This is a genomic window from Adlercreutzia caecimuris B7 (genome assembly GCF_000403355.2).
GTDB classification, from domain to species: domain Bacteria; phylum Actinomycetota; class Coriobacteriia; order Coriobacteriales; family Eggerthellaceae; genus Adlercreutzia; species Adlercreutzia caecimuris.
In genome coordinates, this window is the sequence record NZ_KE159646.1 from 245,721 (window position 1) to 265,463 (window position 19,743).

The following is a 19,743-nucleotide window of genomic DNA, read 5'->3' on the forward strand; positions in this document are numbered from 1 at the left end:
ACGCCAAGAAGGTCAGGATCACCAAGATCAGGGGCGGCTGGGGCTACGTGAGGGGCGGCGGCTGGGTCAATCTCGCCTATGCCAAGCGCGTCTAGCGGAGTAGTGCCGTAAGGAGCGCTGTCGAGACGGGGGTCTCGGGATAATACGACAGAGGCGGCCGAAGGGGCCGCCTCTGTCGTTGCAGGTGCGTTTTGGGTGCGCCGCGCTCGTTACAAGCGGCCGTCCTTCCAGGCTTCCAGGCCCTGGATGACGAGGTTGTGGGTGCGCTCTACCTCGGGCATGTGCTCGGCGGCCGCCTCGTACTCGCCGGCGTACAGCGCATCGGACACGAGGGCCGCGCACTGGAACAGGTCCTTGAACGAGAGGTTACCCGCCACGCCCTTGAGCGCATGGGCCTGGCTGTAACCCTCGGAGTAGTCCTTGGCCTCCATGGCCGCCTGGAGCGCCACGAGGTGCGCATCGTCCAGGTATTTCAGCGCCAGGCGTTCGTACAGCTCGGCGTTGTCGCCGAAGCGGTCCATGGCGTCCACATAGTCGATTCCGTAGGGAGCCAGTTTATCTGCAAGCGTTGCGGTCATGGCGATCAGTTCCTTTCAAACAACGGCGAAAGTTCGTGCTCAGGAGGCACCGTCTGCCGCCCTTCTCCTCTTCGGCGGACGATGCGCTGGACATTGGAGTTCAGTTTAACGTCTTGTAACGGATTTGCCAGCGATCGGCAGGGGCTGTTAATGTCCTGTAGCCACCTGTCACCAATCTGTAATCTGCCGTTAGAGAAACGGTTATTGTCGGCATGGCCGTGTGACGAGGCGGCTGCGGGAGGCGTCTGTGCGGCGAGCGCGATATCCCGGTTTCGATGAGTCGCCTCGGGGGATCGCGCTCGCGGCGAGGCGGCTAGTAATCGGCGGCGGCCGGGGAGGCCATCCAGGCCCGGTAGAAGTCCTCGTAGGCGTCGGCCAGCACCGCCTCGCGGGCCCGGCGCATCAAATCCAGCAGGAAGTGCAGGTTGTGCACCGACAGCAGCATGGCGCCGAGCATCTCGTTCTGCTTCACCAGGTGGCGCAGGTAGGCGCGGGTGTAGTTTTGGCAGGTGGGGCAGGTGCAGGCGGGATCGAGCGGCGTAAAGTCGCGGGCGAACTTCGCGTTGCGCATGTTCATGCGGCCCGTGCTGGAGAACGCCGTGCCCATGCGGGCCGTGCGGGTGGGCAGCACGCAGTCGAACATGTCCACGCCCTCGCGCACGGCACGCACCAGGGTGGTGGGGTTGCCCACGCCCATGAGGTAGCGGGGGCGGTCTTCAGGGCAGGCCCGGGCCACCGCGCCCAAGGTCTCGAACATCACCTCGTGGTCCTCGCCGACCGAGTAGCCCCCGATGCCGAAGCCGCCGAAGCGCTGGTGCCCGGCCGCCAGCGACTCGTCCTCGATCTCCCGCAGCCGGCGGATAGATTCCAGGCGCAGATCGAGATGCATGCCGCCCTGGACGATGCCGAAGAGCGTCTGGTCGGGGCGCGTGTGGGCTGCCAGGCACCGGCGCGCCCAGGCGCTCGAGTAGTCCACGGCCTTCGCCACGAACGCGCGCTCAGCCGGATAGGGGGCGCACTGGTCCAGCTGCATGGCGATGTCGGCGCCGATCTTCTGCTGGATGACCATGTTCTCCTCGGGCGTCCAGTGAATGTTGGACCCGTCGTAGATGGACTTGAAGGTGACGCCGTCATCGGACAGCTTCACGGTGTCGGCCAGGGAAAACACCTGGAAGCCGCCGGAGTCGGTGAGCATGGGGCCGTCGTAGTTCATGAAGCGGTGGATGCCGCCGGCCTCTTCCACCAGGTCGGCCCCGGGGCGCATGGCCAAATGATAGGTGTTGGCGAGCACCACCTGGGCCCCCAGCTCGCGCAGCTGGTCGGTGGTGACGCCCTTCACCGTGGCCGAGGTGCCCACGGGCATGAACATGGGGGTGCGGAAGGTGCCGTGGGCCGTCTCGTAGGAAAGCGCCCGAGCGTGGCCGGAGGTGGCCTCGCAGGTACAGTCGAACAGCGCCATGGCCTACACCTCCCGGGAGCCGGGCGCCTGGGCGGCCAGCACGTCGTCGGTAGCCGCGGCGGCGTGGGCCGCGGCGCGGGTTCCGTCCAGGGAGCCTCCGTCGTTGGCAGCCCGTGCCGCCTCGGCCTCGGCTGGGTCGATGGGACCCATCTTTACGGCCGAGGCCGGATTGGCGCAGGGCGGCAGGGCGGCCGCGAAGGCGGCGAAGTCGGCCATGGTGCCGTGCTTCACCGAGGCCAGGTCAAAGCCCGCCGGGTCGAGCAGCCAATCGGTCACGAGATAACCGTCGGCCCCCAGGTGCATGAAGGAGAGATCCTCCACGGTGTTGTTGCCCACCATGAGCACGTCGGCGCCATCCACCCCGGCTGCCGCCAGGTTCTCGGCGTAGTAGAGCGGTCGTGGTTTCACGGTGCGGGAATTCTCGTAGTGGGTCAGGCGGGCGAAGGCCTCGGGGTGTATACCGGCCCAGGCCAGGCGGTGGCGCACAGCGGTCGGCGGGAACATGGGCATGGTGGTCAGCAGCAGGGGATAGCCCTTTGCCGCCAGGGTCTCGATGGCCGCCGCGGCGGCCGGGTTGGGCTCCACATCGGCACCGAGGGCCGCGAAGGGGCCGTCGTAGAACTCGGTCAGCAGCGGCTCCCAATCCACGTCCGCATCACCCATAAGGTCGGTGAAGGTGTCCCAGAAGGCCTCGGCGTTGGTGCGGCCGTCGTCGTGGACGGCCATGGCCCGGGTGCCGGCCTTGAGGGCCTCCAAGAAGGGGCCGCCCTCGATGCCGCGGGCCTCCATGAAGTCGTAGAGGGCGGCGAAGTAGCGGCCCATGAACACGTCCAGGTCCATGGGAAGCAGGGTGCCGTCCAAATCGAAGCAGATGGCGCGGTAGGCGCGCGGGGTGGGGTCCATGGGGTTCCTTTCCAGGTGGGGCCTGCGGGCGGCGAGGGGGCGGCCGCGCTGGCCGTCCGCGGGGCGCTTCCGCCGCCGTTTCAAGATCAACGTGGTAGTATACCGCCGATGCAATTCTTAAGGAGCGCTTTTCATGAGAACCGATGATTTCGACTACGCCCTGCCCGACGAGCTGATCGCCCAGGAGCCCGCCGCCGAGCGCGACCGTTGCCGCCTGCTCGTGATGGACCGGGCCACCGGCGAGGTGGAAGACCGCATCTTCCGCGACATCGTCGACTACCTGCGACCCGGCGATCTGCTCGTGGCCAACGAGACCCGCGTCATGCCGGCGCGCCTGCTGGGCGCCAAGCGCGGTACCGGCGGGGCAGCCGAGGTGTTTTTGCTGCGCGAGTGCGCAGGCCCCGAGCCCCGCACCAACCGCGTGGCCTTCTGGGAGGTGCTCGTGCGCCCGGGCAAGCGCCTGAAGCCCGGGGCCGGGGCCGTGGTGGACTTCGCCGACGGCGCGGGGAATGTGGTGCTGTCGGCCGAGATTATCGACTGGGCCCGAAACGGCCAGCGCGGCGAGCGCGTGGCGAGGCTGATCACGCCGCTGCCCAGCCTGGACGAGGCCCTGCATGCCGTGGGCCACACGCCGCTGCCCCCCTACATCAAGGACTACGCCGGCGACGAGGAGCTCTACCAGACCGTGTACTCCCGCCGCGAGAGCTCGGCGGCCGCCCCCACGGCCGGCTTGCACTTCACCTCCCAGCTCATCGAACGTCTGTGCGATCAGGGCGTCGGTTGGGCCACGGTGGAGCTGGAAGTGGGTCTTGACACCTTCCGCATCGTGGACGAGGAGGATCCCGAGAAGCACGTCATCCACACCGAGTTCTACACGGTGCCGCAGGCCACGGTGGATGCCGTCGCCGCTGCCCGCGCCGCCGGCGGCCGCGTGATCGCCGTGGGCACCACGAGCGTGCGCAGCCTGGAGAGCGCCTGGGATTCCGCGGCCAACGGGGGAGCCGGCGCGCTGGTACCCCGCGACCGGGAGGCCACGAGCCTCTACATCTTGCCGGGGTACCGGTTCCATGTAGTAGACGCGCTCATCACCAACTTCCACGTGCCCCGAAGCACGCTCATGATGCTGGTCTCCGCCTTCAGCACCCGCGAGTCCGTCATGGCCGCCTACGAGCACGCCGTGGCCGAGCGCTATCGCCTCCTCTCCTTCGGCGACGCCATGTTCCTGCACTAGGGGAAGGGCGCGCGGCTGTCGGTGCGGGCGCTCGCCAGCCGACCCCCTGGCTTGATCCGGGCGACGTGCCCTGGGGGGATGCCGGGGCCGTTTTTGTCGCGTCCCTCCGGTTCTTAGGGCGTTTTCTGGCTTGAAAAGCACGACCTTGGAACCAATTTGGCACTTGAGAGGGGAGGGACGTATTACATTTCCGGAGTATTCCCTCGTGGCGTAATGCCGGGGGAGGCGCCCCCCTCGATTTCGGGCGAATTCGGTTCCAAGGTCGTGCTTTTCAAGCCAGAAAACGTTCCGGCATCCGAAAGCGGCCAGCGCTTGGGCACGGCCGGACACCGCAGCGCACGACCGGGCGCGGTGAGCGCATCGACGGGTGTCGGGCACAGCGGAGCGGGCGCGACCGGTTCGGGGGCGCCTTCCAGCCATTCGCGGCGGTGGTATCGGCTAAGCGACCAGCCCGTGCGGAAGAGGGCACGCTGCTGCTGGCGGAATGCGGCGCTTTGGGGTCTCAGCCGGGTGCCCATGCGCCGTCTCGACTGCTCGGCGATTTTCCGCATTTCCCCCTGGCTGCCTATCTGTCGTGCGGTAACCGTGATGACTTTGTACCCGTCGGCTTCAAGGGCCAGCCGTTTCTGGGCGTCGCGCGTCAGCTGCGCGGCGGTTGCGTGCTCGGTGTTGGAGTCGTATTCGATGTCGAGGCGGCTGCTCTCGCAGAGGATGTCGGGAACGAGCGTGCTTCGGTGCGCGATGGCACGGGCCTTGGAGCTGGGCTTTATGCGGCGGTTGGCGGCGATGCCCGGCAGTTGGTAGCCCCCGAAGCGATAGGGAAGGCCCAGGGCCATGGCCAGAAACACCTCGGGAGGCGATGCGGCGCCGTCTACCATGAGGCCGAGGGCTCGGCGCGCCGGCTTCGCGCCGAGGATGCCCGGATTGCGTTCGATGAATGCCCCGATGCGCCGCACGCTGGTAAGCGGTCGGCGCTTCCCCAGGCCGTTGCGTGCTTTGGGATCGATGAAGAAGGTGCCGCACAGCGCGTTGCCCACCTTCACGAGTTCGTGGAGGTCCAGGTTGTTCGCGACTTGGACGAAGCACAGCTCGGGGCAGGGCGCGTATATTCCGCTTGCCACACGACAGAACGGCCTGCCGACAAGCTTGAACTGGGAGCGATGGGGCGCAACTCCGTCAGGGCACCGCTTCATGCGCACGGAAACCGTAACGTGGTAGGGCCGGGGGATTTGCGGGCAGCAGTGCGCGAGATACTGGATTGCCGCGGCATCGGGTTTGCAGTTCCGCAGCGCATTTTGACCTACCCGGTTCCCCTCGCCGGGCGTGGCCGGGGCCGAGAGCCACCAGGAGAGCGCCGATATGCCGTACAGGAAAATTCGCATGGGCGTATTGTAGGGGGTTCGCCGGCGGCCGCCGCGGCCGCCTGCGGCCTTCATGAATGTTCCGCTGTGGTAAGTCAGCAGCTCAGGATTCGGGTGTGTGCGGAACCCTTTCGCTTGGTTTCGGCATGCTGCCGGCAGTAGGACGCCGCCCCGTCTCGACGGCGGGGTTTCCGGGCCTGAGGCGTTTTCTGGCTTGAAAAGCACGACCTTGGTACCTTGGATTGCGATTTTGCCGGGACTGGTAATACGTGACCTGGGGAAACGGAAGCGAGGTATTACAAGTTGGCTGCTTTTGGATGTTTTTCGGACCGATCGGGTTCCAAGGTCGTTGTTTGCAAGCCAGAAAACGCCCCAAGAACCGGAGGGGCTCCCGTGCCGCCGGCTCCTCGGGAGGCGAAGGGCATGTCGCGGCGCGAGAGACGGAGGGGTTTTCGCGGGCGGGAAGGGGAAAGAGCAGCTAAAAGTTTTCCCAGTTCATTGTAAGGGTTTAGGAAAAAGTTTACGGGAATAATCTTTTTCTGGCGCACCTTCCGATGCGCTGGGCGCCGCCGGCAGCCATAGTGGGCGCCGTCGCAAGGCGCGGCAGGGAAGGGCTCCCACGCCTCCTGAGCGCTCTTCGCGGCCGAACAGTTAGGTGGGCGTGCGGTGCTCGTGGGAGCGCCGGGCCGCGGACAACGGTGCGCGGTGCGCCCGAGGAGGTTTTGCGGGGCCGATGGCAATACGCCGCCCGGGGCTCGTGGGAGCGCCGGATGCGCCTGCTCTCCGGATCCCGCACGAAAGAGAGGGAGTTACCATGACTGCTACCAACTTCACCCGTCGCGACCTGCTCAAGTTCGGCGGCATCGCCGCCTTGGGCGCTGCCGGCGCCGCGGGCCTGGCCGGTTGCGGCCAGCCCCGCGCCGTCGGGCAGGCGGCCACTGAGGGCGACCTGGCTGCCACGGGCGCGGCCACCGGCCCGTCCTTCCTGGCCCCGCAGACCCCCATCACCGACTTCGTGGAGACCCATGACTACGACGTTGTGGTCGTGGGCGCCGGCGAGTCGGGCCTGGCTGCGGTGCACACCGCCCTGGAGGCCGGGGCGCGGGTGGCCTGCGTGCAGAACATCAACGCCGCCCAGACCACGGGCAATATGGCCGCGTCCATCGATCTGAGCAAGACCGACGAGGCGGCGGTGCAGGCCTGCGTGAGCTTCATCAACTGGAAGAGCGACTACCGCTCCGACCGCGATCTCGTGAACATCTGGGCCCACAACTCCCAGGAGGCTCTGGCCTGGTGGGCCGAGGAGGCGGCCAAGGGCGGCGTGGAATCGAAGCCCCACGACGCGGTGCTCACCTACAACGGCTACGACATCCACCTGCACGCCAACACCTACTTCCACGTGGAGGGCAACCACAACGCCGCCGCCACGGTCATCGCCGAGAACCTGGCCGCCGCCGGCGCCGAGTTCTTCTACAACACCCCCTGCGTGCAGCTGGCCGTCGATGAGTCCGGCGCGGTCACGGGCGCCATCTGCGAGGTCGAGGACGGCCACCACCTGTTCACGGCGGCCAAGGGCGTTATCCTGGCCTGCGGCGACTACTCCTCCAACCAGGAGATGCTCGACTACTACGCCCCCGACACCAAGGGCTTCAGCCTGTTCACCGACTTCCGCGACGGCAGCGCTCTGGTGGCCGGCATGAACGCCGGCGCCATCATGACGCCCCACACCCACACGAAGATGATCCACGGCGAGCCGGCCTTCGTGCGCCTGGAGATGCCCTTCCTCTTCGTGGACCAGGAGGGCAACCGCTTCATGGACGAGACCTGCTGCCGCATGGGCTACATGAACAACTTCGCCCGTCCCTACCTGGCCCGCGCCGGCTTCGAGGACTCCACGGCCGCCAAGTTCTTCAGCCTCGTGCCCGCAAACTGGGAGGACTACTACGAGGATTGGAAGGCCGCCGCGCCCTACGACATCTCCCAGTACAACGGCGACAACAAGGTGAACCCCGAGAAGTGGATTACCGCCGACACCGTGGAGGCCCTGGCCGAGGCCATGAACGCCTACGCCGCCGAGAACGATTGGAAGCTCACGGCCGTGGACCCGGCCCATCTCGCCGAGACCGTGGCCCGCTACAACGAGCTGTGCGCCGCCGGCCGCGACGAGGACTTCGGCAAGTCCGCGAAGTACCTCGTGCCCATCGAGGGCGGCCCCTACTACGCCATTCCCCGCGGCTCCAACAAGCTGCCGGCCATCCTGGGCGGCCTAGTGGTCAACGGCGATCACCAGTGCCTGAACGAGGCCTTCGAGCCCATCGCCGGCCTGTACGCCGTGGGCAACGCCTCAGGCCAGTTCTTCGGCGGCGTGGACTACCCCATGGACATCGAGGGCCTCTCCATCGGCCGCGCCATCACCTCGGGCTACTACACCGGAAAGCTCGTCGCGAGCCGGTAGCTCCCCCTTGCCATTTCCCTCTCGGGCCCGGTCGACCTCCCTCCCTGTCGGCCGGGCTCTCTTCAATTCGGCCTATCTCGCCTGCTATAATGCCCGCCATGGGGAAACTGCTGGCTGACATACGGAAGGGGAGGGAGGATCGCGCCCTCTACCTGGCGGGCATCCTGCCCTACCTGTTCGCGCTCGGCTGCGCTCGGGCTTGGGTCACCCTTGCCGTGGCGGCGCCGGCCTTGGCCCTGCCGGCCCCCTTCGATCTGCATGACGTCTTCGACTACGCCATGGCCCTCGCCTCTATCGTCGTGGCCGTCGCGGCTCGCCGTTTGGTGCCCCTCAACGCCACCGGTGCGGTGCGCGCCGTGTCCGCCGGCGCCATGGCGGCTGCCTCCCTCGCCCTCATCGCTGCGGGAGAGGCGGCCTTTCCCGGCGGTGCGGCGGCGGTTCTGGCCGTGGTCGGCGCGGCCCTCGGCGGCATCGGCTTCGGGCTCTTCTTGGTGTTGTGGGCCGAGGTCTTAAGCTGCATTTCCCTCATCCGCATCTTCTTATACACCACGGCCTCTCAGCTTGCGGCCGTGGTCTTCGTGTTCTTCTGCGACGGCCTCGATGGGCTTCGGGTGGCCTGCGCTATGGTGGCCCTGCCCGTGGCCGCCGTTCTCTGCTTGCGGGCGGCATTCCAAGCGCTGCCGGCGGCCGACCGCCCCTCGCCGGTGATGCCGAGGCTCACCTATCCTTGGAAGATATTCGTGCTGCTGGCCCTGTATTCCTTCGCCTACGGCCTGCGCCAGCACCAGTTGGCCGCCGGGGCGGGGATGCACTCGTCGGCCTCCACCGCCCTCATCATGGCCGTGCTTTTCGCGAGCGCCTACTTCTTCTCGGCCCGCTTCAACGTGGGCGCCCTCTACCGCTCGCCTCTCGTGCTCATCGTGTGCGGCTTTCTCCTGGTGCCCGTGGAGGGCTTTCTCGGCACGGCGGCCTCCAGCTATCTCATCTCCATGAGCTACTCGCTTGTGGGCATCATCGTGGCGCTGCTGCTCTACGATATCTCGAAGCGGCTGGGGGTGACCGTGGTGGTCTTCGCGGCCATCAAGGGCGCCGAGCAGGTGTTCGTGATCTGGGGCAAGGACGTGGCCGAGACCATGGGCGCCCTGGGCCTTGCCGCCGGCGCCCAGGATACGGTCATAGCCGTCGCGGTGGTGGCCATGATGCTCGCGGCCACACTCATCCTGCTGTCCGAGCGCGAGCTCGCCAGCAAGTGGGGCGTTCGCATCCTGGACATAGGCGGCCTTGTGGAGAAGACCCCCGAGGAGGAGCGCCGCGAGGCCCATGTGGCCGAGCTGGCCGAGCGCTTCCGCCTCACCCCGCGCGAGACCGAGATCCTGCACCTCATCGCCCAGGGGAAGAACGGGCCGGCCATCCGCGGCGAGCTCTTCATCGCCGAGGGCACGTTCAAGGCCCATACGAGCCATATCTACGAGAAATGCGGCGTGCCCAACCGCCGCGCTCTCGTGGCACTGCTCGGCGCGGACGGCCCTGGCGGGCGCCTCTAAATGTTGCGATTCCAGAATAAGGCGTTGACCTTCGGTTTATTTATGGCACAATAGGCAAGTTGAGCCAACGCGTCGCTGTCGGGGGAGGACAGGGGCGCCGTTTGCATAAAAGGTAACAGACCGCAGGAAAGAAAAGGCAAGTCCCATGGCACTGGAACGCACTGTAAAGAAGAAGCCGACGCGCACCCACGACCGTCGCAACGTCTGGCTGCTCGTCCTCACTACGCTGCTGGTGGTCGTCTCGGCGGTTCTGTTCACGCCGCCCAACGAGAAGATCAACCAGGGTCTCGACATTCAGGGCGGCCTGTCGGTGGTGCTTACGGCGAAGTCTACCGACGGCGAGCCGGTCACTCCCGAGGACATGGAGAAGTCCCGCGCCATCATCGAGAGCCGCGTGAACGCGCTCGGCGCGTCGGAGGCCACGGTGCAGGAGCAGGGAACCGACCAGATCCTCGTGCAGATTCCGGGCCTGTCCGACACCGAGGAGGCGCTCGCCACCATCGGCCGTACCGGTTCGCTCGAGTTCGCGCGCCTCGACTCCTTCACCGATGAAAAGGTGAAGGAGGCCATCGAGAGCGGCCAGTACGCCGGCGAGAGCTCGGTGACCGACGAGTTCGGCAACGTCTTCCCCTCGGGCAAGACCGAGCATTTGGAAGTGGAGCCGGGCACCTACACGCCCATCGTCACCGGCGCCGACATTACCAACGTCACCATCGGGAAGGCCTCGGAGGCCTCCACCGACTACGCGGTGAACATCACGCTGAACAGCCAGGGCGCCAAGGCCTTCGCCGATGCGTCCCGCGAGCTGGTGGCCGATCACGGCCAGATCGTCATCATCCTGGACGGCGAGGTGCAGTCGGCTCCCGCGGTGCAGTCCGAGATTCCCAACGGAGAGGTGTCCATTACCGGCAACTATACGCTGGACGAGGCCAAGAACCTCCAGACCATCCTGGAATCCGGCTCGCTGCCCGTCTCCTTCGAGTACGCCCAGTCCCAGGTGGTCGGCCCGACCCTCGGCCAAGACGCGCTCGTCTCCGGCGTCATCGTGGCGCTCATCGGCCTGGCGGTCGTGATGCTCTACCTGCTTTTGTTCTACAAGGGTCTCGGCCTCATCACGGCGGCGGCTATGGCCGTGTTCGCCGTGCTTTACCTGGGCATCCTGGCGGCCTTGTCCGCCTTCCATCTGTTCAGCTTGTCGCTGGCTGGCATTGCCGGCATCGTGCTGACCATCGGCATGGCCGCCGACTCGTCCATCCTCACCGTGGAGCGCTTCCGCGAGGAGATTCGCATGGGCCGCTCGGTGAAGGCCGCCTCCATCACCGGCGTGAAGCATGCCATCTTCACCTCTATCGATGCCGACCTGGTGACCATGGTCTCGGCGCTGTGCCTGTTCTTCCTGGCCGCCTCGTCGGTCAAGGGCTTCGGTATGACACTGGCCTTGGGCATTATCTGCGACATCGTGATGATGGTCATCTTCAAGGCCCCGCTCATCCGCCTGCTCGCGCCGAAGGTCATCGCGCGCCATCCGGGCTTCTGGGGCATCAGGGATTCCATCGAGGCCTCCAAGGGCTATGCCGCCCTCGCCGCCGCCGAGGGCGTGAGCGAGCGCGAGGCTGAGACGGGCTCGCAGATGAGCGCCGCCGAGACCCGTGAGATCGTGGACGCCGACGATCCGGCCGACGCCTCGCAGACCGTCCGCGCCGCCCGCAAGATAAAGGGCCGCTTCATCAAGCACGACATCAACTTCCTCGGCTACCGCAAGGTGTTCCTCACCGTGGCCGCCGTGGCCATGGTGGCCTGCCTGGCCATCGTGGGCTTCCGCGGTCTGAACTTCGGCATCGAGTTCGTAGGCGGCACCTCGGTGGCCTTCCACGGCACGGGCGAGACCACCATCGAGCAGATGCGCGACGCCTTCGCCGACGCCGGCGAGCCCGACGCGGTCATCCAGACCACCGAGACGAGCGGCGAGCCCGGCTTCCTCGTGCGCACCACCACCACGAGCCCCGAGGACGCTACGGCCCGCGCCACCCAGGTGGCCGACGCGCTGGGCATGACGGCCAACGACTTCGAAGTGACCACCATCGGTCCGGACTGGGGCGCCAGCGTCATCCAGAGCTCGCTTATCGCGTTTCTCGTGTCCATCCTGCTCATCATCGTCTACATCGCCATCCGCTTCGAGTACAAGATGGGCGTCATGGCCATCGTGGCGCTGCTGCACGACCTCATCCTGGTGGTGGGCATCTACGCGCTCGTGGGCCGCGAGGTGAATCCGAACACCATCGCCGCCCTGCTCACCATCTTGGGCTACTCGCTCTACGACACCGTGGTCGTGTTCCACCGCATCAACGACAACATGAAGGGCGAGGACATCCGCTGCACCTTCATGACCATGGCCAACCACTCCATGAACCAGGTGTTCATCCGCACCATCAACACGACGCTCACCTCGTTCATCCCCGTGTTCGCCATGCTCTTGTTCGGCGGCGAGACCCTGAAGGACTTCGCCTTCGCCATGGCCATCGGCCTTATCGCCGGCTCCTACTCGTCCATCGCCATCGCCTGTCCGCTCTACTGCCTGTGGAAGACCCGCGAGCCGAAGTTCGCGAAGCTGCAGAAGAAGTACGGCACCGAGATCGGCCGTTTCGAGTTTGACCACTCGGCCTCCACGGGCATCGCCCAGGTGCCGCTGGCGCGCTTGGAGGCCCAGAAGGTCGAGACGGTCGCGGTCGAGGCCGTCGAGGCGTCTGCGGGGACCCCGACGGGCAAGCATGCGGCTCCGGCCAAGCCGAAGTCGGCGAGCAACAAGAAGAAAAAGCACAAGCACGGGAGGGCCCAGTAGGGAACTCTTCTTGGCCGGGGCCACGGGGATTCTGATTCGCTGGCTATCAGGTGTGGCCGAGCGTAGAGGAGACGCGGGGTGTCCTGACCGAGCGAGTTTCGCAGCGGCGGGAACAGGGCTGAATGCCCTGTTCCCCCAAGCGATGACTGTTTGAGCGAATCAGGATACCGCGCGGCTCCGACCGGCGGCGAGTTACAAGGAGATTCTATGGTACGCGAAGGTTCTGCCCCCAATTTCTGCCCGCCAACCGAGGAGGGCGTCGCCATCACCCTGGTGGACGAGAAGGGCGAGCAGGTCGAGCTGGAGTTCCTCGGCCTGGTGCTGAAGGGTGAAAGCTCGTTCGGGTTCTTCTTCCCCATCGACGACGAGCATCCGGCCACCTCGTCCGGCGAGGTCGTGGTGCTGGAAGTGACCGAGGTGGACGAGGAGGGTCAGCCGGTCTCCTTCGAGCTGGTGGACGACGAGGTCATCGCCGCCGAGGCCTATGCCGACTTCCAGGTGGCCGCCAAGGACCTCTACGACTTCGCCTAGGGCTGCTGCCCCGGACGCGTGCTCCTATGATCCTCGTCACCGATCCCGACCATGGGCTGACGCTGCGTGAGCAGCAGATCCTCTACTATATCGCCGGCGGCCTGTCGAACAAGGAGATCGCCGGGCGCCTGACGCTGTCCGAGCAGACGGTGAAGGCCCATCTGTCCCACATGACGGCCAAATCGGGCCGCGCCAACCGCGCGGCGCTCGTGACCTACGGCTTCGAGACCGGCATCTTGCGGCGCTGCTAGGAGGGAGCGCGGCGCGGCTGTTCGCGCTCGCTGCCCGCAGTGCCTGTGCAGCCGTCGCGTCGGGTGGCTCATCGGCCGTGCCGCGCGCCCAAGCGGCGCCATGTAGCCCGTTTGGGCGATACCGGGCGGCGCCCCTTTCGCTATGATGGGGGTGTTACGAGAGAGGACGAGCCCGCAAGCCCCATGTTCCTGTTCTACTTGGAAATAGTCTGCGTACTGGCCTACGGCGCGGCGAGCGCCCTGGCGGCCCACGGCATCCTGCGCGAGCGGGAGGGCAGCGCACGGGCGGCCAGGGCGCTCTTCTTCGCGGCCGTGGCATTGCACTCCGCCGTGATCGGCATCGAGTCCACCACCACCTCCGGCACGCTGCTGTCGGGGCCGAATATCATCATGCTGGCTGCCTGGGTTCTCGCCGTGGTGACGGCGGTGGGACTGGTCGTCACAAGACGCGGCCTCGGCTTTGCGCTCATTGTGGGGCCGGTGGCGGCGCTGCTCATCGTGGCCTCCCAGTGGCTGAAGATTCTCGACCCGGTGAGCGCCGACAACATGGCCCTCTACCAGTGGCCCCTGCTCGTGCCCCATATCGTGCTCGTGTTCGCGGCCTGCGCCTGCTTCGCGGTGAGCGCGGCGGCCTCGGGGCTTCTGCTGTACCAACGCCGCCTTATGGCGCGTCGATCCGCCAAGTTGTTCTCGCTCGATACGCCGGCCCTCGATACCCTGGCCACCATCGCCCGCGCTGCGGCCCTTGCGGGGCTCGTGGTGTTCGTTGGGGCCATGCTCATCGGATTCACCCATATGGTGGCGCTCTCGGCGGCCATGACCCACTTCCACTGCCAGGGAAGCGTGGGCTACCTCTGGCCGCGTATTGTCTTGTCTCTTCTCGTGTCGGCGGTGTGGAGCCTCTACGCCGTCTTCTCCTTCCTCGCGCCCTGCGCGGTGGGCACCCGCACCCGAGCCCTCCTCTCCATCGGCGGCTTCGCGGCTATGCTCGCGCTGATCGCCGTTTCGGCTGGGTGACGCCATGACGCTCGTCATGGTCGGTGTCAACCCGCGCAGGGCGCCCTTCCTTCCCCTGTCCGCATCCCTTGCCGGGGAGGGCGCCCTCGGTGCCGTGCTGACGGCGCTTGCCGGGCACCGGAGCGTGGCTGAGGCGCTCGTGCTGGCGACGGGGGAGCGCTTCGAGGTGTACGCCGTCGTGGAGGACGGCGTGGATTCCTACGATCTTGTCTTGGGGCTGCTCGGCAGTGCGGCGAATGCGGGGGCTGATCTGGCCGCCCACGGCTACTTTGCCGAAGGCGCCGATGCGGCGGCCCATCTGTTCGCCGCGGTGGCCGCCATCGACGAGTTTGCGGCCGCTGATGAGGATATGGCCGCGGCCTGGTGCGCTGGGGTTGCCCCGGCTCGGGCGCGGGGCTCCTTCGGGCCGCGGCTCGAGGCGCTCGGCGATGCGGCCCGCGCCCTTGCGGCCCGACTGGCCGCGGCAGACGGCGCGGAAACGGCCGATGCGCTCGGCGCGACCGTGGCCGAGCTGGCGCGGCGCGTGTTCGACCACCTTGACCGGCGGCAGGTGCTCGCCGTGGGCGATGACGGGCTTGTGGCCGCCGCGGTGGCCGCTCTTGCCCAGGCCGGCGTCGGGCGCTTCTCCTTCGTCGGCGCAGCTCTCGCCCCGCACGGGGCCGCGCAGGCCTCGCCGGTCGTTTCCGCCGAGGCGCTGCCCGTGGCCCTCGGCAACGCCGATATCGTCGTGGCCGCACCCGGCGCGGTGCCCTTGCTCGACAAGCGCGCCGTGAGAGCGGCCATGCGCAGCCGCCGCGGCCGCGCGATGCTGCTCGTCGACGTGTCGGCGGGGCATGCGGCCATCGATAGCCGCGCGGCATCCATCGACGACGCGTTCCTCTACACCCGCGATGACCTGGTCCGGCTCACCCAGGACGCACCCTGGTCCCAAGCCGGTCGCGCTGCCCAGCGTCGGGCCGCCGTGGCCGAGGCGGTTCGCGATTTCTCCTACCAGTTAGCCTGAACCTACTTTTGTTGCGTCCAACCTAGGCCGTTCAGGTGATGCTCGGCCGGCGCCTTCGCGGCTATGCTCTTCCTATGCTCGAGAAGCATGCAGGGAGACCATAGGAAAGGGGAGAATCCCATGATCGTATCGTGGATGACCACGAACCAGTGCAACCTGAAGTGCGTGCACTGCTACCAAGATGCCGAGGAGGCCACGGATCGCGAGCTTTCCACCGACGAGGCGAAGAAGATGATCGACGAGATCGCCAAGGCCGGTTTCAAGATCATGATCTTCTCCGGCGGCGAGCCGCTTCTGCGCCCCGACATCTACGAGCTGGTGGCCCACGCGGCTTCCTGCGGGCTGCGTCCGGTGTTCGGCACCAACGGCACGCTCATCACCGATGAGGTGGCCCAGAAGCTGAAGGAGGCCGGTGCCTGCGCCATGGGCATTTCCGTGGACAGTCTCGTGCCCGAGAAGCACGACAAGTTCCGCGGCCTGGCCAACGCCTACGAGCTCACCCGTGCCGGCATCGAGGCCTGCAAGCGCGCGGGCCTGCCCTTCCAGCTGCACACCACCGTGGTGGACTGGAACCGCGACGAGGTGTGCGCCATCACCGACTTCGCCGAAGAGATCGGCGCCATCGCCCACTACATCTTCTTCCTGATCCCCGTGGGTCGGGGCGAGTATATCCAGGAGACGAGCCTGGAGGTGCTCGAGAACGAGGCGCTTTTGCGCGACATCATGAAAAAGTCGGCGGAAGTGTCCATCGACGTGAAGCCTACCTGCGCCCCGCAGTTCACCCGCGTGGCCAAGCAGCTCGGCATCGACACGCGCTTTACCCGCGGCTGTTTGGCGGGGCTGACCTACTGCGTCGTGGGCAGCGAGGGAATCGTGCGCCCCTGCGCCTACATGACCGAGGAAGCCGGCGACGTGCGGATGCAGCCCTTCGACGAGATCTGGAAGACGAGCCCCGTCTTCGAGCGCCTGCGCACCCAGGCCTATTCCGGCGCCTGCGGCACGTGCGATTACAAGGACGGCTGCGGCGGCTGCCGCGCCCGCGCCGCCTACTACCACGACGGCGACATCCTGGCCCAGGACGACTACTGCGCCCACGGCCAGAAGCTGGAAGAAGAGGAGAACTAGCATGAAGAGAATCGTCCTATGTGCCGCTGCGGCGGTGCTCGCCCTGGCCCTGGTTGGGTGCGGCCAGCAGGAGGCCGCCGCTCCGGCTGCCGACAACACCGCCGCCCCGGAGCAGCAGGCTCCCGCATCCGATGCGGCCGGCGCCGATGATGCCGCGCCCGGACCGGTCACCTTCACCGATGATTTGGGCAACGAGGTGACCGTGGACAACCCCCAGCGCGTGGTGGCCTGCATGGGCAGCTTCGCGAATGCCTGGGAGCTGGCCGGCGGCACGCTCGTGGGTGTGTCCGACGACGCCCTTCAGGCGGCGGGCTGGACCATCGCGAGCCCCGACGTGGCCACGGTGGGCGATTTCGCCGCCGTGAACCTGGAGGCCATCATCGCGCTTGACCCCGACTTCGTCATCATGACGAGCGGCACCGGCGGCCGCGGCGGCGATTCCAGCCAGGCCGACCTGCGCGACGCGCTGGTGGGCTCCGGGATTCCCGTGGCGTACTTCCAGGTGACCACGTTCGACGACTACCTGCGCCTCATGCGCACCTTCACCGACATTACCGGCCGCGAGGATCTCTACGAGCAGAACGCGGCTGCGGTGGAGCAGGCCATCGATGACATCGTGGCCCAGGTGCCGGCCGAGAACCCGCCGACGGCGCTCGTGCTCACCACGTTCTCCGGCGGCACTCGCGTGCAAGCCCCCGAGACCCAGACCGGCGCCATGCTGGCCGACCTCGGCGTGAACAACCTGGCCGGCGAGAATCGCAGCCTCTTGAAGGACTTCAGCCTGGAAGCGGTTATCGAGATGGATCCCGACTTCATCTTCGTTATCCCCATGGGCGACGATGCCGAGGCGGCCATGCGCAACTTGGAGGAGGCCACGGCGGCCAACCCGGCCTGGTCCAGCCTGTCGGCGGTGCAGAACGGGCGCTACATCACCTTGGATCCGACCCTGTACCTCTCCAAGCCCAACGCGCACTGGTCCGATGCCTACCAGGGGCTCTTCGACAGCCTCTACGGGCAGCCCGCGCGCGGTTAGAGCGGCCCCTTCCCGCAAGATGACGAGGATGGCAGCCCTATGAGCAACATTCCGAAGAACATCGTCGTCCTGGCCGCGACCGCCGTCCTGCTGGCGGCGGCCGCGGCCGCGGGCCTGATGCTCGGCGCCTCCTCGGTGAGCCTGCCGGAGCTGGCGGCATGGGCGGCAGGCGTCGATGTGCCCGATACGGCCCGCAGCATTCTGGAGAACGTCCGCGTCCCGCGCGTTTTGGCGGCGCTGCTGGCCGGCGCGGCCCTCGCCACCTCTGGCGCGCTTATCCAGGCATCGCTCGACAACCCGCTTGCGAGCCCCAACGTCATCGGCGTGAATTCCGGCGCGGGACTGTTCGTGCTGCTGGCCGCCTCCCTTGCGCCCGGGGCGCTGTGGCTCACGCCCCTCGCGGCTTTCGCCGGCGCCTTGGCAACGGCGCTCATCATCTTCGCGCTGTCGCTCGGCGCGGGGGTCAGCCGACTGACCGTGGTGCTCGCCGGCATTGCCATCACCACCGTGTTCGGCGCCGGCATGAACACCATCCTCATTGTGGACCCCGATGCCTACGTCGGCTCGTCCACCTTCCTCGTGGGCGGCCTTTCCGGCGTGCTCATGCGCGATCTGGGCTGGCCGGCCGTCTATATCGCCGTGGGGCTTGCGGCGGCACTCGCCGGTGCATCGAAGCTGAACATCCTGGCGCTCGGCGACGAGGCGGCCCACGGGCTCGGGCTCAATGTGAGCCGGTTGCGCCTCTCCATGCTCGCCGTGGCCGCGGTGCTCGCCGGCGCCGCCGTCTCCTTCGCGGGACTGCTCGGCTTCGTGGGGCTTGTGGTGCCGCACCTGGTGCGCTTCTTCGTCGGCTGCGACAACCGGTGGGTGGTGCCGGTGTCCGCTCTGGCCGGAGCTGCCTTCGTCGTGGGGTGCGATCTGCTCGCCCGCGTGCTGTTCGCCCCCTACGAGCTGCCCGTCGGCATTCTGATGGCGTTCATCGGCGGTCCTTTCTTCATCTACCTCATCTTGAAGAACAAAGGAGGCGGCCTTGACTGAGCACGCTGCGAAAACCGAGGCCGCCGACGGCGCCCCCGCGCAGGCGCAGCTATGCGCTATCCGCTACGACAACGTGGCGTTCTCCTACAAGCCGGGTGCCCCCTTCATCGAGGGGCTTTCCGCCCGCATCGAATCCGGATCGGTGACGAGCATCATCGGCCCTAACGGTTGCGGCAAGTCCACGCTCGTGAAGCTTGCCAGCGGTTTGCTGCGCCCGGCGTCGGGGCGCGTGGAGGTGAAGGGCCGCGACACCGGTTCCCTCTCGGCCCGCGAGCGCGCCCGCGAGCTGGCCGTGCTCGCGCAGTCCTCCCGCGTCCCGCCTGTGAGCGTGGAGGCGCTCGTGGCCTTGGGGCGCCACCCCCACACGGGCATGGGCGGGCGGCTCGGGCCACGCGATCGCGAGCGGGTGGAGGCGGCTCTCGAGCGGGCCGGTGTGGCGCGCTTTCGCGATCACGATGTGCGCAAGCTCTCCGGCGGCGAGCGGCAGCGGGCCTTCGTGGCCATGACGCTGGCCCAGGACACCGACCTCATCGTGCTGGACGAGCCCACCACCTATCTGGACATTAACGCCTGCCACGACCTCATGGCCCTCGTGCACGATCTGAACCGGCGCGACGGCAAGACCGTGGCCATGGTCATTCACGACCTGGACCTGGCCCTGCGCTACTCCGACCGTCTCGTGGTCATGGAGCGCGGACGCGTCACGGCCGAGGGGTCGGCCGAGGAGGTGCTTGCCGCCGGCGCCATCGAGCGCGCCTTCTCCATGGACGTCTGCCCCCACGAGCGCCATCGGTCCGACGGCGCCGTCGATAGGGGCTATGTGCTGTATCCGCGCCTCTAGGGGCGCCGCGCGCGGGATGGGAGCGAAGGAACGCGAGGCGCTGGGCCCCGGTCGCGTTCCGCGAAGAACGGAAACGGCGGCGGCGTGCGTCCATCGTCGGGGCCTATGGGCCCCAGGGTCGCGCCGATAGTCTCGGCGTAAAGTTTTTGGGGGGCGCAGCGCGGCGTGAGCCGCGCCCGGGGCGAGGGAGGGCGCGGCCCTTCCGAGGACCGGCCTGTCAATGAGAAAGAGGTTCCCCTATCCTTTTGTTCGACCAAGAACGGAGAAAAGGAGAACCTCGTGGACAATGATAGCAGCTTGAGGGAGGCGGCAGTGGCCTCGATGGCGGAGATGTTCCTGTCCAGCGCCAGGGGCGCTGCCGACTTCGCGGCCTTCGAGGACGCGGCCATGGCCGCCGGCCACTCGATGATGGCCGAGGCCATGGGGCGGGCGCTCGAGGCCAGGGACGCGGAGCTGTCGGCCGGCAGGCCGGCGGGGCTGCGCCTGCGCGACCTCAGGGAGCGCACGCTGGCCACCGAGGTCGGCGACGTCGTC

The 19,743-nt window shown here is 67.3% G+C and carries 17 protein-coding genes; 13 read left to right on the plus strand and 4 right to left on the minus strand.

Annotation, left to right across the window (positions count from 1 at the left end):
- Positions 1-209: 209 nt before the first annotated feature.
- From C811_RS05180 to C811_RS05190, 3 genes are all read right to left on the minus strand, one after another.
- On the minus strand, positions 210-578 hold the full coding sequence (locus tag C811_RS05180; RefSeq protein WP_016308445.1) for an Hpt domain-containing protein: 369 nt from the start codon (positions 576-578) through the stop codon (positions 210-212).
- A 313-nt stretch (positions 579-891) separates the two neighbouring features.
- The gene (gene tgt / locus C811_RS05185) at positions 892-2,037 is read right to left on the minus strand and encodes a tRNA guanosine(34) transglycosylase Tgt (RefSeq protein ID WP_016308446.1); all 1,146 of its coding nucleotides are present in this window, start codon (positions 2,035-2,037) and stop codon (positions 892-894) included.
- Between the two features lie 3 nt (positions 2,038-2,040).
- On the minus strand, positions 2,041-2,940 hold the full coding sequence (locus C811_RS05190) for an HAD family hydrolase (RefSeq protein ID WP_016308447.1): 900 nt from the start codon (positions 2,938-2,940) through the stop codon (positions 2,041-2,043).
- A gap of 133 nt (positions 2,941-3,073) precedes the next feature.
- Between C811_RS05190 and queA the strand changes: the two genes are divergently transcribed.
- On the plus strand, positions 3,074-4,171 hold the full coding sequence (gene queA / locus C811_RS05195) for a tRNA preQ1(34) S-adenosylmethionine ribosyltransferase-isomerase QueA (RefSeq protein ID WP_016308448.1): 1,098 nt from the start codon (positions 3,074-3,076) through the stop codon (positions 4,169-4,171).
- Positions 4,172-4,353: 182 nt separating this feature from the next.
- Here queA and C811_RS15665 read toward each other — a convergent pair whose 3' ends face one another.
- Positions 4,354-5,607, minus strand: coding sequence for a hypothetical protein (locus C811_RS15665; protein ID WP_016308449.1), 1,254 nt, complete (start codon positions 5,605-5,607; stop codon positions 4,354-4,356).
- 739 nt (positions 5,608-6,346) lie between these two features.
- Here C811_RS15665 and C811_RS05200 point away from each other — a divergent pair.
- The 12 genes from C811_RS05200 to C811_RS16820 form a co-directional block, all read left to right on the plus strand.
- Positions 6,347-7,987 (plus strand): FAD-dependent oxidoreductase, encoded by a 1,641-nt coding sequence (locus C811_RS05200; protein WP_016308450.1) that lies wholly within the window; start codon positions 6,347-6,349, stop codon positions 7,985-7,987.
- Between the two features lie 98 nt (positions 7,988-8,085).
- Positions 8,086-9,531, plus strand: a complete 1,446-nt coding sequence (locus C811_RS05205; RefSeq protein ID WP_022926376.1) for a helix-turn-helix transcriptional regulator — start codon at positions 8,086-8,088, stop codon at positions 9,529-9,531.
- Positions 9,532-9,676: 145 nt separating this feature from the next.
- The gene (locus C811_RS05210) at positions 9,677-12,370 is read left to right on the plus strand and encodes a protein translocase subunit SecDF (RefSeq protein ID WP_016308452.1); all 2,694 of its coding nucleotides are present in this window, start codon (positions 9,677-9,679) and stop codon (positions 12,368-12,370) included.
- A 207-nt stretch (positions 12,371-12,577) separates the two neighbouring features.
- Complete coding sequence (locus tag C811_RS05215; protein WP_016308453.1) at positions 12,578-12,901, plus strand: hypothetical protein; 324 nt, start codon at positions 12,578-12,580, stop codon at positions 12,899-12,901.
- 26 nt (positions 12,902-12,927) lie between these two features.
- Positions 12,928-13,152, plus strand: coding sequence for a response regulator transcription factor (locus C811_RS05220; RefSeq protein WP_016308454.1), 225 nt, complete (start codon positions 12,928-12,930; stop codon positions 13,150-13,152).
- A 183-nt stretch (positions 13,153-13,335) separates the two neighbouring features.
- Positions 13,336-14,169 carry a hypothetical protein gene (locus tag C811_RS05225; RefSeq protein WP_016308455.1) on the plus strand — a complete coding sequence of 278 codons (834 nt, stop codon included), beginning with the start codon at positions 13,336-13,338 and terminating at the stop codon, positions 14,167-14,169.
- A gap of 4 nt (positions 14,170-14,173) precedes the next feature.
- Positions 14,174-15,172 (plus strand): hypothetical protein, encoded by a 999-nt coding sequence (locus C811_RS05230; RefSeq protein ID WP_016308456.1) that lies wholly within the window; start codon positions 14,174-14,176, stop codon positions 15,170-15,172.
- Positions 15,173-15,292: 120 nt separating this feature from the next.
- Complete coding sequence (gene nirJ2, locus C811_RS05235; protein WP_016308457.1) at positions 15,293-16,297, plus strand: putative heme d1 biosynthesis radical SAM protein NirJ2; 1,005 nt, start codon at positions 15,293-15,295, stop codon at positions 16,295-16,297.
- 1 nt (position 16,298) lies between these two features.
- Entirely contained in the window at positions 16,299-17,330 is a 1,032-nt protein-coding gene (locus C811_RS05240) for an ABC transporter substrate-binding protein (protein ID WP_016308458.1), read from the plus strand.
- 39 nt (positions 17,331-17,369) lie between these two features.
- Positions 17,370-18,368, plus strand: coding sequence for a FecCD family ABC transporter permease (locus tag C811_RS05245; protein ID WP_016308459.1), 999 nt, complete (start codon positions 17,370-17,372; stop codon positions 18,366-18,368).
- Positions 18,361-19,209, plus strand: coding sequence for an ABC transporter ATP-binding protein (locus C811_RS0102740; protein WP_016308460.1), 849 nt, complete (start codon positions 18,361-18,363; stop codon positions 19,207-19,209). Before C811_RS05245 ends, C811_RS0102740 begins: the two co-directional genes overlap by 8 nt.
- A 279-nt stretch (positions 19,210-19,488) precedes the next feature.
- Positions 19,489-19,743, plus strand: a 255-nt coding sequence (locus C811_RS16820) for a hypothetical protein (RefSeq protein WP_016308461.1), incomplete at its 3' end; no start/stop codon positions are given.

Bases quoted from the DNA above. Each gene is read 5' to 3' on its own strand.
- C811_RS05180 (WP_016308445.1), bottom strand. From the start codon at position 578: ATGACCGCAACGCTTGCAGATAAACTGGCTCCCTACGGAATCGACTAT.
- tgt (WP_016308446.1), bottom strand. From the start codon at position 2,037: ATGGCGCTGTTCGACTGTACCTGCGAGGCCACCTCCGGCCACGCTCGG.
- C811_RS05190 (WP_016308447.1), bottom strand. From the start codon at position 2,940: ATGGACCCCACCCCGCGCGCCTACCGCGCCATCTGCTTCGATTTGGAC.
- queA (WP_016308448.1), top strand. From the start codon at position 3,074: ATGAGAACCGATGATTTCGACTACGCCCTGCCCGACGAGCTGATCGCC.
- C811_RS15665 (WP_016308449.1), bottom strand. From the start codon at position 5,607: ATGAAGGCCGCAGGCGGCCGCGGCGGCCGCCGGCGAACCCCCTACAAT.
- C811_RS05200 (WP_016308450.1), top strand. From the start codon at position 6,347: ATGACTGCTACCAACTTCACCCGTCGCGACCTGCTCAAGTTCGGCGGC.
- C811_RS05205 (WP_022926376.1), top strand. From the start codon at position 8,086: ATGGGGAAACTGCTGGCTGACATACGGAAGGGGAGGGAGGATCGCGCC.
- C811_RS05210 (WP_016308452.1), top strand. From the start codon at position 9,677: ATGGCACTGGAACGCACTGTAAAGAAGAAGCCGACGCGCACCCACGAC.
- C811_RS05215 (WP_016308453.1), top strand. From the start codon at position 12,578: ATGGTACGCGAAGGTTCTGCCCCCAATTTCTGCCCGCCAACCGAGGAG.
- C811_RS05220 (WP_016308454.1), top strand. From the start codon at position 12,928: ATGATCCTCGTCACCGATCCCGACCATGGGCTGACGCTGCGTGAGCAG.
- C811_RS05225 (WP_016308455.1), top strand. From the start codon at position 13,336: ATGTTCCTGTTCTACTTGGAAATAGTCTGCGTACTGGCCTACGGCGCG.
- C811_RS05230 (WP_016308456.1), top strand. From the start codon at position 14,174: ATGACGCTCGTCATGGTCGGTGTCAACCCGCGCAGGGCGCCCTTCCTT.
- nirJ2 (WP_016308457.1), top strand. From the start codon at position 15,293: ATGATCGTATCGTGGATGACCACGAACCAGTGCAACCTGAAGTGCGTG.
- C811_RS05240 (WP_016308458.1), top strand. From the start codon at position 16,299: ATGAAGAGAATCGTCCTATGTGCCGCTGCGGCGGTGCTCGCCCTGGCC.
- C811_RS05245 (WP_016308459.1), top strand. From the start codon at position 17,370: ATGAGCAACATTCCGAAGAACATCGTCGTCCTGGCCGCGACCGCCGTC.